This window comes from Halobacteriovorax sp. RT-2-3, from assembly GCF_047085075.1.
GTDB lineage: Bacteria > Bdellovibrionota > Bacteriovoracia > Bacteriovoracales > Bacteriovoracaceae > Halobacteriovorax_A.
In genome coordinates, this window is sequence record NZ_JBKIYF010000001.1 from 428,557 (window position 1) to 444,682 (window position 16,126).

Genomic DNA, 16,126 nt, shown 5'->3' on the forward strand with positions numbered 1-16,126 from the left:
TATCATTTTTTGGCTTCCGAGGCCATAGAATCGATATTATTTAGAGTTTCTAAAGACTTAATTTCACTTAAATCTCTACTTGATAGATCAGATACAATTCTTTTATTTCGTATTGCAACAAGAGCAAATGGTGCAATTCTAATATTTACGCCAATCTTTAGTTGTCTATTATCTTCACCCTTTGGTAGCTCAATCATATCAATTATATCAAATTGTCTAAAAAGCTCATCTGTTATTATTTGCGTTAAATCAGCATTTACTGAAAACTGCATCAGCGTATCTTTAATATCCTTGTAATCATTTTCGACATAAAGGGCCAAACGCTCCTTTAACTTCTTGATCGACTTATCATCGTTTCCAACATGAGCGATTTTGTATTGCTCATAAACCCATTTGATATCAGTACGAGGAATATTAATATCAAAATGTAGGCCTAACATATTATTGATGTCACTTGCCTTATCAAACTCTCCATGCAGAACATTGAAATTAATCTGAGGAAAGCTTTTATGATAAACAAAGTAGTTATTTACTTCTTTATCAACTTGCATAACTAGGGCCTCTTCGTAAGAGAGCTTTTTAGAATTTGATTTCAGATAATCTGATGCCCAAAAATCCCATAGGCCATCATTTGACAATGAAATATAGTCCTTAATTGTTTTTGAATCATGAGTCCATACATTAAAATCAGGTATGCGAGTAACAAGGGCCAAGAACTGACCAATTAAGCGCGGCCTCTCTTCTTTAAACTCATCAAGAGCACTCACCAACTCAGGACTAACTTCTGTCGAATATTTAGGAGAAGAGAAACGAAATTTTTCACAATACGCTAGTTTGAAATCAAAATTTAAATTGGCAGAACCAACTGGTCGGATGATTCCATTTTGAATTTTTGTGATTTCTTTTGGACGACAAATTTGATTGCGACAAAGCGCCCCTTTTTTGTCAGACAATTTATCATCATAGCTATAAGTATCTAGGCCACTTAATTCACGGATGATAAAACTCATAACAGCGGAAGAAGAAAGAAATTTTGAAAGCTCTCTAGGATACTCAACTTGACCTCCCCAAGAGCATGCGTGTGAAAAAATCCCTGTCGTATAATAAAGTTCATTAACAAGAATTTCATTTTCACTTTGTAGCTTATTAAGTTTATCTGTAAATAATTTCTTTCTTTGATCTATTGGCAAGAATATTTCGCCTTCGTCTTTGAAGTAATTATCGAAATGATACTTTATAAGACGATGTCCCATTAAAGTTATATTTTGCGAACACTTTGAGATGAGAGATCTTACTAAATTATCATATTGCTCGCTATCAAATTGAAGTTTCTTGGCATAAGTCGCTATTGCATGCATCGAATACGTCATCATCTTATACTGAAGAGTTGCCATGATAGTGCGATAAAACTCGTCTCTTTCAAGGCCATTTTTAAAGTATAATTTTGCGCTATTTTCACGACAAAAATAATCAAGTTTCTCATCTTCAAGATAAAATTTTCTATAATCATTTAAGAGATCAAAGTTTTCTTTTGAATTTTTAACGCGAGATTGTTCGATTGATTTACTCAGATTATCAAAAATCATATCCCCTTGTTTGTTTAAAACAAGGCTATCGGCAGCTTGTGAATAAAGAGACAGCAGACCAAATAAGCTCACAAAAACAATGCGCATATAATTTAAGAATTTTGCGAAAACATCCATGTAAAATCCATTTAAAGTTTCCCTTAAGTTATCGGAATTATTCCCGAAAGGTTTAATAGGAAATTTAAAAGAATTAAAATATGAAAATAATTTCACTAAAGGCCATTCTTATACTCATTAGCTTATCATTACTAAGTGAAATGATTCGTGCCCAATCGTATTCTTCGATTATTTCCAGACAAGCAAAAAGAGAACTTGATCCTCCATACAATATTTATCATGAGATTGAGGCCGCCTACTTTAACGAAGGCCTACAACTTGATGATCGTAAAGACTTTCTCGATCAATTACGCGTGGCCAAGTCACTTTTAATAGACGGCCATTCCAACGATGCCATATTGGTATTAGAAAAGTTACTTGCAAAGACTAATAGTTATAAGAAAGAACTCCTTATTAAACGCTTCCTTGTTCTAGCATACTTTTCAGATGCTAGAGCAAAGGAGACAAGAGATACGCTTGCCTCTCTTCAAGATAATGCATCATGGTTTTATCAAAACTGTACACTAAGAATGGTTAGTGCCCTTTCTATGCCAAAGGAAATGGATTCAAAGGTTGAAGAAATATACAATAATTGCATTATTAGAGTACATAATAAAAACCCTTATCAAGATAATACATGGCTTAACTTGGTTTTAGAAAAACGCTTGAAAGGATATGTGAGATCAACACAAATACGAGATCTCATGGCCAGCAATAACTTAGATATCATTAAGACAGTTCTAAGATATGGAATCTTTTTTAAAGAACATGAGAGAGTGTTAAAGCATTATGGAAAAATCCCTGTTGATTTCTATGCTGATCCAATGCTTAGAACTTTAGTTGCAGTAAACCTTTATAATGCAGGAAAATATGATCAGGCTTTAAAACTTGCGCAATCAATAGATAATACGAATACAAACAAGATTAAAGGCCATATGGAAGTTCATAAAGGTGACATTAAAACGGCCTATTCACACTATATCTCTAACTTGATTTTAAAACCTGAATCAATTGTGAATAACAAGTTATTACTAGCTGCCGCATGGCTTAGTGGTAACTTTAGAAACGCAAGGGTTGCCCTATCAAAGATACCCGTATCAGACTCTTTATCGAGAGAGAAAGAGTTATTGAGAATAAATATTCTTATTAAAGAAGGTAAATTTAAGGAGGCCGTCTATCTGATGAATAATCTTGATATTCGTTACAACAAAAGACTTCCTTATGAAGCAGCTATTTTAAGTACATATTTAAAACTGTTAAATAACGATCAAAACTGGGTACAATTGAGTGATAAATCGTGCCTGAATAAGAATATCATCAGTTGTTGGTTACACATGCAATCGAAGCTTTGGAATAACTTTACAACTGAAGTCATAAGAAAAGACCAAAAAATGGAATCTAAAACAATACAGGACCGACTTGAGGCGATGATAGCACCTGTCTCAGATAAGAAATTCGAAGAGCCTGTCTTAATTTATCAAAAAGATATTTACGAGCTTGATCTAGCTCAGTACCCAAAACTTGGGCACTGATAAAAATCTTTTCTTAAAAAGAATAGCGATAGCCAATATTTAATACCGCTCCACTCATATCAACATCACTATCATTTCCACCACCAGAAATTGAATATGAATGGGCCAGATAATCAAATTCCGCAAAAATGAAACTAGCACGATTTAGCCAGTAATCGGCCTTAGCTCCAAAATAGAAACCAATCCCACTATCAACATCAAATCCATCATCAGCATTAGCAAGATTATACTTAGCACCGGCGCGTGCAAAAAGATCTATTTTATCTAGATTAATTACTTTTAGACCAAACTCCCCGATAAAATTAGTTAGAGTTGCACTTACGATACTTGAACTAGCACTAAGTACGATAGGCTCCTCATCAATTGACAGTTGTCCGCTAAGATAGAAAATATGGCCGAATTGATAATCAAGACCTAAATTCATTTGATAAAAACGTTCGATATTATTTGAAAAAGCAGAGGTTTCAAAATTTTCATTTAATAGTCTAAATTTTGCAAATGGCCTAAAACTTCCATTACCAATCAACGCTAAACTTAGCTCAATACCACGCTTACTCAGTTCAAAATCACCAGAACCATAACCGTAAGTATAACCTTGGTTAACGAGTGAAAGGCCAATGATATTTGAAGAAAATCTTTCTGCCGTAGTCATTTTCTTTCCACTTACATTTTTATAACTGGCCAATAAGAGATTTGACTTTAAAAGATTATTTAATTGATTTTGCTTCTCAATTGACTCATGAGTATTGTTGACCACAACAAAGCCACGATTTGGATCAAGAGTCAGATTTTTAGGTGCAATAAAGTTTCCATTTGAACCATTAATGCGGCCAATTTCACGGGCCTCATATACTCGGTATTCTTCGTTAAAAGTGGCATCTTTTTCAGGTGGAATATAAATTCCAGAAACTAAATCAATAAGGCCACCTGCCTTTGGCGCGTATCTTCTTTGATTAGCAGAGTACTGCCCGCGGTATGAACTAACTTGTTCTGCAGGCTTCATTAAGTTAGAAACTAAAGGATATGGTGCAATATTAAAATCATCACTATCAGTATCTTCAGAATAAACTGTCATATCAAGAAGTCTATTACTGTATAATCTTGATAATTGCAGAGGATTGATTTTTACAGGCATAGACACTGGTCTAGAATCGTGAAAAGTAGCACTATACTGTCCTCTAGCAACAGTTGAGACGTCCTTTAAGTTATCCCCAAAGAGGACTTCATTAATTTCCATGCTAAAGTTTTGGAGTTCATTATTTGTGCGAAACTTAAACTTGATCTTTTGCTCTTTAACGCTTCTTCTAAAAACAAGTCTTTCACCTGCACTAAATTTATGAGAACGATTAACTCTTTTCATATTGGCCTTACCTGTAAAAGTAAGAGCACCTGTTACGTTATTATAGATATTGTAGAGGATAAGAGAGTCAGAGTTTTCAAGTCCTACAAGAGCGCTATTAGTGCGCACAAAGACGCGATCAAATCGCCCCTCTCTTACTTTTCGCTGCTTTTTTGCCATGATTCTAACAAGGCCTGCATGAAGCGAAATAAAGTCACCTTCTGTCGCATTAATTAGTTCAATAGTAACCTTCGAATTTGGCCCTATAAAAATAGTATCACCGCGATCATTAACAAGGCGGGCATATGAATTATCTTCAGTAATGATAAGAGTGTCTTGAGAAAGTCCTATCTCTTGGGAAATTTTTGTTGCGTCAATTTGGCGTGAGCCATTCTTGCTAACGAGTGAAATATCACCACGTCCAGAATTTAACTTTATCGCTGCAAAGGCTTGAATTGAAAAGATTAACGATAAAACGAAGAGAGTACTTTTTGAAAGCATGAATATTCCTAAATTGACTTAAATTCTTATATCTAAAGATACTTCAATTTTACTTGAAAGTAATTTTAGGTCAATAAGCAATATAGATTACTCGTTAGTTATCTTCTTTAAACTCAATCCCATCAAAAAGATAAACAATGGACTTATCTTCAACGATAGTAGTGATAGAGACAGGTCTCTTCCAAACCTTGTAGATATTGGCCATTGTATCCTGGGCCTGCCCAACGTCAAGGTCTACTCCCTGGTGTACATGACGAAGAAGAAGCTCACCACGATTCTTATAATTTGCCGATTCCACTTCAATAATTGGTGTACCAAAATTTGTTAATTGATTAAGAAGCTTTGACTTAATTTCTTTGAAGTCACGCGTTTCAATTTCATTGCGTCCTGTACGCGAGTTATACTTATACGTAAAAAGCTGCATACGATTACAGAATTCTTCAGTAAAGAACTCATCAATGAAAGTAATATCATTATGAGTGCGTCTTACTTCGAAGATTTTCTCACGTCCCATATTTGTTTCAATATGCCAATTTTCTTTTTTATGAAGGTCTGTGCAATCTTGATACTCTTTTCCAAATTTTCCAGTATCCCAACGGTATTCAATGTCACGCATAAGCTCAATGCCGATCTTATATGGATTGATATTTTGCTTACTCATGGCCATTACACCAGAATGAATATCAGCAAAGTCGATAATTTCAGAACTATTTAAGGCCTTCTTAGTAAGAATCTTAGAGTGCCAGTAAGATGCCCACCCCTCATTCATAATTTTAGTCATTCTCTGTGGAAGAAAGTAATAAGCTTCCTCTCTTAGAATTCCAATGATATCCGCTTGCCAGTCTTCAATTGGAGCGTGATCAATTAGAAATTTCATAATATCACGTGTTCCACGAATTTCTTCATCAAGAAGCTCAAGTGGTGTTTTCTTAACTTCCACCTTATCGCTATCAAGGCCTGAGCGCGCCATTTTAGAATTCATAAATGATTTAAGAACTTGCGAGCGGTCATCCTTAAACTCAAATTCATCATCAGCAGATGTTCTTTGTTTCTCTTCACTTTGGAAAAGCACATTAACATCAAGTAGGTTTTCAAATGATAAGACTGTATCAATAAATTCTTCGACACGGTCTTGGCCATATTTATCCATATAACGACGAACTTTCGTTCCATGATTGGCCATAACATCCATCATGCGACGATCTGTTCCTCTAAACCAAGCATTATTCTTAAAGAAGTCAGCATGCCCATAAACGTGGGCCATAACAAGTTTCTGATCAACATAGCGATTAGAGCTTAAAAGATATGCATAGCAAGGGTCAGTATTGATTACAAGTTCGTATATTTTTTGAAAACCATAACGGTTTCCTTTAGCAAGACGATCATACTCGAGCCCGAATCTCCAGTGCGGGTAGCGAGAAGGAAAACCTCCATTTGCTGCTAAAATACAAACTGTATCGTAGTCACAAACTTCAAAAACAACAGGATAGAAATCAAGGCCATATTCTACTGCATAGCTATGAACCTCATCTCTTAATCTTGCAAGTTCTCCACTTAGTGGTTTAGTTCTTTCCATACTACTTATTACTGGAGTCACGCCTTACTTACCTTTTCCTAGAAAGTCTTTAATTGAATCTAGGATTGCTTCTTTATTTTTAATTTTACTCAAAATAACATCTTCGTGTTTTTCACCGAATTCTTTGGCGAGGTCCTTATAAAACTGACCTGAACCATAACGAGACTCTACTTGTCCGTAGAAGAATGCATTTGAGTTTGGAATAATTGAATTCTTTAAAATATCAAGACAAACCTTAGTGTCCTCTGCAGACCAGTTATCACCATCCGAAAAATGGAAAGGATAAATATTCCACTCATCTGAATTATAATCGCTAGCAATCATATCCTTACAAAGTTTAAGTGCCGATGAAATAAGAGTCCCACCACTTTCACGAGTTCTAAAGAATGTTTCTTCATCAACTTCTTTTGCCGTTGCATCATGAATGATATAGCGAATTTCAATATCTTTATACTGCGACTTAAGCCAGAGATTGATCCAAAAAGATTCAGTGCGAACAATTTCTTTTTGTTCATCCCCCATTGATCCTGAAACATCCATCATGTAGATTACAACTGCAGAGTTTTCAAATTCTATCTTTGAATCACTTGCGCGGTAGCGCATATCACTTTTGATTGGAACGACGACAGGATTCTTTGGATCATATGTCCCCATTGCGATTTGTCGCTTTAGGGCCTCTTTAAAAGATCTCTTGTAGTGCTTAAGTGAATCTGGTCCAACTGTACCGATGCTTGTGTAGCGATCAACAGTTGACTGCATATTCTTCTTACCTTTAGGCTCGATCTTAGGAAGTGCTAGCTCATTTCCAAGAATTGAAGCAAGCTCATCTAAGCTCATTTCAACATCGAGGGCCTTATCACCTTCCTGCTCACCAGCTTCACCTGGCTCCCCTTGACCTTCTTGCGGTTCACCTTGTCCATCGACTGGATCACCTGGCTGGCCATCACCCTGTCCTGTTCCTCCTTGGCTTTTATCACCAAAGCGAAATTGAGGAGTGTTGATTGAAGGCATTGGTACTTTAAATTGCCCATTGCCCTTTGGAATTGGCATCTCACCGCCAGCAATATACTTTCTTAGATTATCACGCACCTTTCCTTTAATAATTTTTCGAAAACGTGCGTGGTCTCTTTTAATCGGGTGATCCATTAACTCTCCAGTTGTGGAGGTGCTAAGTCCTAAGACTTAGCACTGTCTCCTTTTGCAAATATACTAGCGACGTAATTAAGAGCGTCAGTTGCTGAAATTTCACAGTAACCATAGTTCTTAATTAGACGAGACTTGATAACATCAATCTTCTCTTGTGTTTCTTTATCAACAACATTAGAGATGATTGTTGTAAGTTTAATCGCATCTTTTTGATCTTCAAAAAGCTTAAGCTCAAGTGCACGATGTAGCCTTTCATTCATTTTGTAATCGAATTGTTTACCTTCGATTGCAAGAGCACCGATGTAGTTCATGATCTCACGTCTGAAGTCATCCTTGCGAGATTCAGCAATGTCGATCTTCTCTTCAATGCTTCTCATGAAACGCTCATCCGCTTCTTCAAGTTTACCTGTGTACTTGTTGCGAACCTTCTCTTTTTGAGTGTAGGCCTTAACGTTATCAATATAATTTGCACATAGAGTCTCAATTGCAGTTTCATCAAGAGAGATAGCTTTTTGAACATCATTTTTAACAATGTCTGTATACTCTTGGCGAACGATTGCTAGCATCTCACGATACTTATCTACTGCCTCTGGATTATTTGCCATAGAATTTTTAAGTCCAGACTCAAGTTCGTTGAAAACCATAAATGGGTTTAGTGAACCAGTGTGTCCATACTTAACAAGAGCGTTAGAAATTTTATCTTGGATATAACGAGGAGAAATACCTTCTAAACCTTCTCTTACCGCTTCTTTACGAAGCTCTTTTACGTTGTCTTCATTATACCCAGTAAGAGTCTTACCGTTATAAAGCTTAAGTTTTTGAACAAGAGTAAGGTCTGCTTTCTTTGGCTCTTCCATTCTTGTTAAAACTGCCCACATTGCTGCCATATCTAAAGTATGTGGAGCGATGTGAACATGAGGGATTTTTTCAGCATTAAAATCACGCTGATAAATTCTCACTTCATTATCAAGACGAGTAATATAAGGAATATCAATTTTTACAGTACGGTCACGTAGAGCTTCCATAAATTCGTTATTTTGAAGCTTTCTAAATTCAGGCTCATTTGTGTGACCAAGAATGACAAGGTCAATATCTGTTTGAGCAAACTTCTTTGGCTTAATTGACTGTTCCTGAGACGCTCCTAGTAAGTCATAAAGGAAAGCAACATCAAGCTTTAACATTTCGATGAATTCGATAATACCACGGTTAGCGATATTGAATTCCCCATCGAAGTTAAAGGCGCGAGGATCTGAATCAGATCCGTATTGAGCGATTTTTCTATAGTTGATATCACCTGTTAGTTCAGTTGAATCTTGGTTTTTCTCATCTTTAGGTTGGAAAGTACCAATACCTAGACGATCCTTTTCAGAAAGAATAAGTCTCTTAACACGGATGTGATTTTCCATAACTTTCATGAAGTCACCGTCATATTTAATCATGTACTCATTTAAGATATAACGGTCAGCAGGACAAACTTCTCCGCGAATTTTAATTTTTTGTTCTTTATTACCCTTATTCATTGCTTCAATGAATTCTTTTCTTACTTCATGTGGAATTAGCTTTAATGGGTCTTCATGCATTGGAGATGGAAAAACTTTTTGACCACCAAGAATGTCTGATTCTTCTTCGTCATACCATTCGAAAGTATAAAGAGCTCCCTCATCTGTTCTTGAGTAGTGTTCAAGACCTTTTTTAAGATTTCTTGCAATTGATGATTTAGCAGAACCTACTGGACCGTGAAGTAGTAATACCCTTTTTTCAGTTCCGTAACCAAGAGCAGCGGCCTTGAAAAAGTTTACTAATTTCATTAAGTGTACATCAATCCCAAAAACGGCATCTTTACCATTTCCAATTGGATCATCAAAGAAGTGATATCTAGTAATTTCTTTTTTATATTCTAGGTATGTGCTCGTTCCAAAAGTCATGATCATATCAAAAATTCTTTGGAATGAATTGCGTGCGATTCGAGGATCTTCAGATACAAGATCTACATATTCTTGAAAACTTCCTGTCCAGTGTAAGTGAGCAAAGTCTTCAACTTTGTAGTTCTCACTCATAAAGTCTTTCATATTCATTTTAGTCATATTTTCTCCATCCATGATTTGCATTCTCTGCAAGCTAAATTCCTAAATATATTATAACGTGAAAAACTAAGTAAGATCAAAGGTAAGTATAAAAAAAATATGTAGTGACTTTTTGACACCGTAAAACAATCAAGTAATCACTAAATTTACTAGGCAAATTCTTGGCAAAATTGAAGTCAAACAAAAGCATTTGACTAAAATCTGTATCCATTTGAAAATATAAGAATTACAGATTAAGAATTGTTGAGGGATTACAAGGGTGAACATGGAAATTATTTGTGCCGGCGTATCAGATATTGGCCGCAAGAGAGAAACCAATCAGGACTCTATTTACGTTGGAAATTCAAGTAAACTCTATATTGTAGCAGATGGCATGGGTGGACACTCTGGAGGTGAACTCGCTTCTACAATGGCAATTAAATATATTGCAGAGAAAGTTAAAGAACTAAAAGCTGCCAGCACTGATATCTCAGAAGTACTTAAAGATTCTGTTCACTTTGCAAATGAAAAAATCAAAAACTATGCGGATGAAGAACCATCGCTAAAAGGAATGGGAACAACTGTTGTTGGAATTCTTTTTGGAAAAGATAAAGCAAGTATTGCAAATGTTGGAGACTCTCGTGCTTATGTCATTACTCAAGGTCAAATTTTTCAACTAACAAAAGATCATTCAGTTATTCAAGAAAAAATAAATTTTGGAATTTATACCCGCGATCAAGCAGCAAATGATCCGAATAAGAATTACTTGTCTCGAACGGTTGGTTTTGAATCAGGAATTGAAGTCGACCTTTATGATTACAAACCTAGTAAAGGTGATATTTTTCTACTCTGCTCTGACGGACTTCATGGAAAGCTAAGCGATGAAGATATTCTTTTCATCATTAATGACATGATCAAAAAGAACGACGATCTAAGTCATCAGCTCATTCACGACTGTGCACAGACACTTGTTAGACAGGCCAACGAACACGGTGGTCAGGACAATATATCTGTAATCTTAGCTGTAGTTAATTAATCTTAACTTTCACTACTTGAGAGAAATATTTCGTCTCAATGTGTCATAGATTAATGTCTTGCAAACTGTTATCAAGAAACCTACAATAAACATCAGAAATTATTGAAAATTCAAGGAAGTAATTTTGAGTCGTTTTTACACAATTATGGTAATTCCTGAAAAAGAAAAAGGAGTTAAGTCATTTCGCATACCGCGCGTGATCTTCAACTCTGTATTATTCTTCATAGTTATCATTGTAGCAGTTATTGGAATTCTCACTTTTGACTATATAAAGATCCTTAAGCAGGTATACGAAAATCGTCACTTGAGTATTGAAAACCGTCAGCTTAAAGAGCAAATCCAGCTCTTTAATATGAAGCTCAATACTTTAACCGATGATATTGAACGTATTCAAAAAATCGAAAGTAAATTAAGAGTCATCTCTGGTTTTAAAGATTTTGATCTGACAAAGCCTGTAATGCAGAACTCTGATGAACAAGAGGCCCAAGAAGGTGATCACGGCCATAATCATTCGGCACCATCAAATCCATCTCGTAACCCACAATCTGTTCTCATTCCGCAAAGAGACCAGGAGTTAATGGACAAAGTTAAGTCGGAACTAAAGGAACTCAAAACAGTTGAGGAATTTAGTGACATCAATGATCTGTATGAAAGAAAGATCGCTACTAATTTTGGTCTAACTTCTGGTTATAGCTTCACAAAGGAATGGAGTAGCTTAATTAAACAAAGTTTTAAGTTAGCTGAAAACTTCGCGTTTTTTGATTATCGATATTCAATTCTACGCAAGATTTCAGGTGACTTAGAGATTCGTGTTAATGAGCTCGATCAATTCTTACTTGATCGCGAATCTTTTTTAAGATCAACGCCAACTCTACTTCCGGCCCGAGGCTGGATAACTTCGTACTACGGTCCACGTATGAGTCACTACTCAAAACGTGTAAAGATGCACGAAGGCCTAGACGTCGGTGCACCAATTGGAACAATCATCTTAGCGCCAGCGGATGGTATCGTTAAAGTATCAAAGAAAAATTACGGTTTTGGAAACCACGTTGAAATAGATCATGGATACGGTATAACTACAGTTTACGGACATAATTCAGAAAACATCGTTGTAAAAGGCCAAAAGGTCAAACGGGGGCAACCAATTGCAAAAGTTGGAAACTCCGGTTTATCGACAGGCCCCCACTTACACTACGAAATTCGTGTAAATGGAACGCCGGTGGACCCTCTCTATTATGTACTGGATTAATTAGGAGAAATTTAAATGTTTAATCCGCTTAAGTCTTTTTTTGGCACGAAACACGATCGTGACATCAAGAAAATCATGCCAATTGTTAATGAAATCAACTCACTTGAAGCACAGATGGAAAAGCTTAGTGATGAGGAACTAAAGGCCCAAACGACTAAGTTTAAGCAACGTCTAAGTGAAGGAGCAACTCTTGAACAACTTCTTCCTGAAGCATTTGCGACAGTAAGAGAAGCTGCAAAACGTGTTCTTGGTATGCGTCCATACGATGTTCAGATCATTGGTGGTATTGTTCTTTTTAAAGGGATTATTGCGGAGATGAAAACAGGGGAAGGTAAGACTCTTACTGCGACTCTGCCTCTTTATCTAAAAGCTCTTGAAGGAAAAGGTGCTCACCTTGTAACAGTTAACGACTACCTTGCTAGCCGTGATGCTAAAGAGATGGGTGTTCTTTATAACTGGCTTGGATTAACTACTGGTTGCATCATTGCAGACATGGAAGATGAAGAGCGCCAAGCGGCTTACGCTTCAGACATTACATACGGAACAAATAACGAATTTGCTTTCGATTATCTAAGAGACAATATGAAATTCTCACTTGAAGAATATGTTCAAAGAGATTTTCACTACTGTATCGTGGATGAGGTTGACTCGATTCTAATCGATGAGGCCAGAACTCCCCTATTAATTTCAGGTCCAAGCGAAGGTGACTCAACACTTTATGGTGTTGCAAATAAAGTTATTCCACAGCTTACTGTCGAAAAACATTTCACGATTGATGAAAAATCAATGTCGGCTGTTTTCACAGAAGAAGGGATTTTGAAAGTTCAAGAGCTAATGAAAGTTGATAATCTTTACGATATCGAAAACTCAGCTCTGCTTCACCACTTAAATCAGGCCCTTCGTGCTCACCACTTATTTAAAAGAGATGCTAATTACATCATTAAAGATGGTGAAGTCATTATCGTTGATGAATTCACAGGGCGTCTTAAAACAGGTTCTCGTTGGTCAGATGGACTTCACCAAGCGATCGAGGCGAAAGAAGGTGTAGAGATTAAGCAAGAAAACCAAACTCTTGCATCAATCACTTTCCAAAACTACTTCAAAATGTACTCAAACCTAGCAGGTATGACAGGTACAGCAGATACGGAAGCGGAAGAATTTAAAAAGATCTATGATCTCGATGTAATTGTTATTCCTACAAATCTTCCAATTGCTCGTGTTGATGAAGCTGATGTTATCTATAAGAATAAGCAAGCAAAGTATAGAGCAATTATTAAGCTTCTAAGAGAATTAAATGAGAAAGGTCAACCGGTTCTAGTTGGGACAATTACAGTTGATTCTTCAAACCTACTTTCTCAAGAACTTGAAAAAGCTGGTATTCCACACAATGTACTAAATGCTAAGCAACACGGTAGAGAAGCGGCCATCATTGAAAATGCTGGTCAAAAAGGTGCCGTTACTATTGCAACAAATATGGCAGGTCGTGGTACCGACATTAAAATTAATGACGAAGTGAAGGCCCTTGGCGGTCTATATATCCTTTGTACAGAAAGACACGAGTCACGTCGAATTGACAACCAACTTCGTGGTCGTTCTGGACGTCAAGGAGACCCAGGACGTTCAAAATTCTTCCTATCGCTTGAAGATGATTTAATGAGAATTTTCGGAAGTGATCGTATCGCAAAGGTTATGAACACTCTTGGGATGGAAGAGGATGAGCCTATTGAGCACAAGATGATCACTAATGCGATTGCTAAAGCTCAAAAGAAAGTTGAAACTCATAACTTTGAAATCAGAAAGCACCTTCTTGACTTTGATAACGTTATGAATGAACAACGTCGTGTTATCTACCGTATCCGTCGTGACATCCTTTCAGATGAAGACAACCTTGGATTCGTAAAAGAGATGACAGAAGATGTTGCAGATAACTTATATGAAAATTATCGCCCGCAAAAGAAAGTTCCATTAGAAGACCTTCCTTGGGAAGATATGAAGTCTGGCTTTAGTGCAACTTTTAACACTGAATATGAAGTAAGCGCTGTAGAATGTTCAGAAAAATTTGAAGGAAATGTTAGTAAGTACTTTGAAGAAAGAGCTAAGGAAATCCTAGAAAGCAAATTAGCTGGATACGATGATAGACAAGTAACTCTAGCTCTTAGAGAAATTCTACTATCAACTTTTGATCAACACTGGAAGGATCACTTAAGAAATATGGATCACCTTAAAGAAGGGATCAATCTTAAGGCCTACGCACAAAAAGACCCTCTTACAGAATATAAGAGAGAAGCATTTAACCTTTTTGAACAAATGCGTGTTGATGTAAAAGCAAGTGTTGTACGCAACATGTTTACTGTTCGTCTTTACACTCAAGAAGAAATTGAGGAACTAAGACGTGAGCAAGAAGAAGCACTACAAAGACAATTAGAACTTCTAAAAGCACAAAGAATTGCTGAAGAAGAAGGTCTAGATGAGCCTGTACAACAACAAGCTCCACGCTCTCGTGGCCAAGTTAAAGTTGGAAGAAACGATGCTTGTCCATGTGGTTCTGGAAAGAAATTTAAACACTGTCACGGATCATAATTAATATGTCAGATGGCGATAACAAAAACGATTTAACACGTATTGAAGACTTGTCAGAGTTTCTTCATCAAGGTGATGATGAACTCGACAAGCTTCTTGCTGATCTCGATGAGTCAGATGATGGCCAATCAAATGAACAGGAAGATGAACAAGAAGATGAGGCGGAAATCGAGTTAGCGCCATTTGAGTATTCTAATAATTCAAATGACTCCGAAAACGAGTTTGAGGATGAAGCCGAAAATTACGAAAACTTCTCAGAAGAAGAATCGTATGACGAAGCCGATTACGCGTTTGACGGGCCAGAGCTTGAAGATGAAGAAAGTGGCCAAGAAAGTGATGAAGAGCAAAGCTTTGACAACTTTGACAACTTTGACAATTTTGAAGAGTCTGACAACTTCGACGAGGTCGACGACTTTGAAGAGTCTGATGACTTAGATAGTGTTGAAGAAGAGCAAAGTGACGATGAAGATTCAAGCTTTGAAAACTTTCCGACTTTTCAAGAAGATCAAGAAGAAGATCAAGAAGAAGACCAAGAAGCAGACGAAGAAGCTGAAATCGAGCTCTCACCTCTTGAAGAAGACCAACCAGAATACGAAGCTGAGAGTGAAGTTGAACAAGAAGAGTTTGTAGCACCACAAATTGAGTCCTATGAACAAGTTGAAACACCTCTTACGGCGACTCCTGAAACAGTCGCACCTGAAATAAGGCCGGCCCAAGACTTTAGAGAAGTTAGAGATTTTGCGGCCAATTCAACATATGGGAAGGTAGCGATTGGAGGCAATCCTCCATTTTCAATTCTTATGCAAGGAATAGTTCCTGGAGAATACGACGAGAGTATTCTTGCTATTTTGAATGAGCACGGACTCTTAGGTGACAATGAAGAACTTTATCGAACAAGCTTAGAGAGTGGACAACTTCTCATCGCCCAAATTGGTGAGTTTAGTGCAATTTACTTAGCAGGAAAATTACGTCGCTTTTGTCGTGTGATAAAACTAGGTCTTGCTCATGAAATTCATGCTAGTCCAAACTATGACCATAGCGATCAAAGAGGATTAACAGGGCCACGCTCAATTAATCAGAATCAGACGAAGCACTTTATAAGAAATGACAGGGATTTTACGCAAGAAGATGTCTTATTAAGCTCTTCTCACTTCGTCCCGGGATATTTGATAACACATAGCCTTGGACCAATGCAAATCAATGAAGTTATTGATGGCAATGAGTTTAATGACATTAAATCCATTAACCTAATTGAATATTTCAGCGAATTGTTTAGGGAAAGTGCGTTTAAAAAGGGTGCTAATGCAATTATCTCAATTCATTTTACAGTTAATCACCAACGCAGTGATTCGACATCAAATAATATCATTATCATGGCCCATGGGGACTATGTCGTTCTAGAAGAGAACAAAGCATAGCTAA

10 protein-coding genes are annotated in these 16,126 nt (G+C 36.7%); 5 read left to right on the plus strand and 5 right to left on the minus strand.

Going from position 1 to position 16,126, the window contains the following annotated elements:
- Nucleotides 1–2 precede the first annotated feature (2 nt).
- Nucleotides 3–1,703 carry a hypothetical protein gene (locus tag ACMAYX_RS01975; protein ID WP_412471458.1) on the minus strand — a complete coding sequence of 567 codons (1,701 nt, stop codon included), beginning with the start codon at nt 1,701–1,703 and terminating at the stop codon, nt 3–5.
- Between the two features lie 80 nt (nt 1,704–1,783).
- Here ACMAYX_RS01975 and ACMAYX_RS01980 point away from each other — a divergent pair, with 80 nt between their 5' ends.
- Nucleotides 1,784–3,214, plus strand: a complete 1,431-nt coding sequence (locus tag ACMAYX_RS01980) for a hypothetical protein (RefSeq protein ID WP_103217309.1) — start codon at nt 1,784–1,786, stop codon at nt 3,212–3,214.
- Between the two features lie 13 nt (nt 3,215–3,227).
- Here the strand turns inward: ACMAYX_RS01980 and ACMAYX_RS01985 are convergent, their stop codons facing one another.
- The 4 genes from ACMAYX_RS01985 to ACMAYX_RS02000 form a co-directional block, all read right to left on the minus strand.
- A complete protein-coding gene (locus ACMAYX_RS01985) occupies nt 3,228–5,054 on the minus strand; it encodes a hypothetical protein (protein ID WP_412471459.1) in 1,827 nt (608 codons plus the stop codon).
- Between the two features lie 94 nt (nt 5,055–5,148).
- Nucleotides 5,149–6,630, minus strand: coding sequence for a SpoVR family protein (locus ACMAYX_RS01990; protein ID WP_103217311.1), 1,482 nt, complete (start codon nt 6,628–6,630; stop codon nt 5,149–5,151).
- A gap of 24 nt (nt 6,631–6,654) precedes the next feature.
- Complete coding sequence (locus tag ACMAYX_RS01995; protein ID WP_103217312.1) at nt 6,655–7,776, minus strand: DUF444 family protein; 1,122 nt, start codon at nt 7,774–7,776, stop codon at nt 6,655–6,657.
- 29 nt (nt 7,777–7,805) lie between these two features.
- The gene (locus ACMAYX_RS02000) at nt 7,806–9,860 is read right to left on the minus strand and encodes a PrkA family serine protein kinase (protein ID WP_103217572.1); all 2,055 of its coding nucleotides are present in this window, start codon (nt 9,858–9,860) and stop codon (nt 7,806–7,808) included.
- A gap of 265 nt (nt 9,861–10,125) precedes the next feature.
- Here ACMAYX_RS02000 and ACMAYX_RS02005 point away from each other — a divergent pair, with 265 nt between their 5' ends.
- The 4 genes from ACMAYX_RS02005 (at nt 10,126) to ACMAYX_RS02020 (ending at nt 16,122) form a co-directional block, all read left to right on the plus strand.
- Nucleotides 10,126–10,875 carry a Stp1/IreP family PP2C-type Ser/Thr phosphatase gene (locus ACMAYX_RS02005; protein ID WP_103217313.1) on the plus strand — a complete coding sequence of 250 codons (750 nt, stop codon included), beginning with the start codon at nt 10,126–10,128 and terminating at the stop codon, nt 10,873–10,875.
- 124 nt (nt 10,876–10,999) lie between these two features.
- On the plus strand, nt 11,000–12,124 hold the full coding sequence (locus ACMAYX_RS02010; RefSeq protein ID WP_146037805.1) for a M23 family metallopeptidase: 1,125 nt from the start codon (nt 11,000–11,002) through the stop codon (nt 12,122–12,124).
- 15 nt (nt 12,125–12,139) lie between these two features.
- Nucleotides 12,140–14,704, plus strand: a complete 2,565-nt coding sequence (secA, locus tag ACMAYX_RS02015) for a preprotein translocase subunit SecA (RefSeq protein WP_103217315.1) — start codon at nt 12,140–12,142, stop codon at nt 14,702–14,704.
- Nucleotides 14,705–14,709: 5 nt separating this feature from the next.
- Nucleotides 14,710–16,122, plus strand: a complete 1,413-nt coding sequence (locus ACMAYX_RS02020) for a hypothetical protein (RefSeq protein ID WP_412471460.1) — start codon at nt 14,710–14,712, stop codon at nt 16,120–16,122.
- Nucleotides 16,123–16,126 lie beyond the last annotated feature (4 nt).

Coding starts and splice junctions, on each gene's coding strand:
- ACMAYX_RS01975 (WP_412471458.1), bottom strand. CDS start 1,703: ATGGATGTTTTCGCAAAATTCTTAAATTATATGCGCATTGTTTTTGTG.
- ACMAYX_RS01980 (WP_103217309.1), top strand. CDS start 1,784: ATGAAAATAATTTCACTAAAGGCCATTCTTATACTCATTAGCTTATCA.
- ACMAYX_RS01985 (WP_412471459.1), bottom strand. CDS start 5,054: ATGCTTTCAAAAAGTACTCTCTTCGTTTTATCGTTAATCTTTTCAATT.
- ACMAYX_RS01990 (WP_103217311.1), bottom strand. CDS start 6,630: ATGGAAAGAACTAAACCACTAAGTGGAGAACTTGCAAGATTAAGAGAT.
- ACMAYX_RS01995 (WP_103217312.1), bottom strand. CDS start 7,776: ATGGATCACCCGATTAAAAGAGACCACGCACGTTTTCGAAAAATTATT.
- ACMAYX_RS02000 (WP_103217572.1), bottom strand. CDS start 9,860: ATGACTAAAATGAATATGAAAGACTTTATGAGTGAGAACTACAAAGTT.
- ACMAYX_RS02005 (WP_103217313.1), top strand. CDS start 10,126: ATGGAAATTATTTGTGCCGGCGTATCAGATATTGGCCGCAAGAGAGAA.
- secA (WP_103217315.1), top strand. CDS start 12,140: ATGTTTAATCCGCTTAAGTCTTTTTTTGGCACGAAACACGATCGTGAC.
- ACMAYX_RS02020 (WP_412471460.1), top strand. CDS start 14,710: ATGTCAGATGGCGATAACAAAAACGATTTAACACGTATTGAAGACTTG.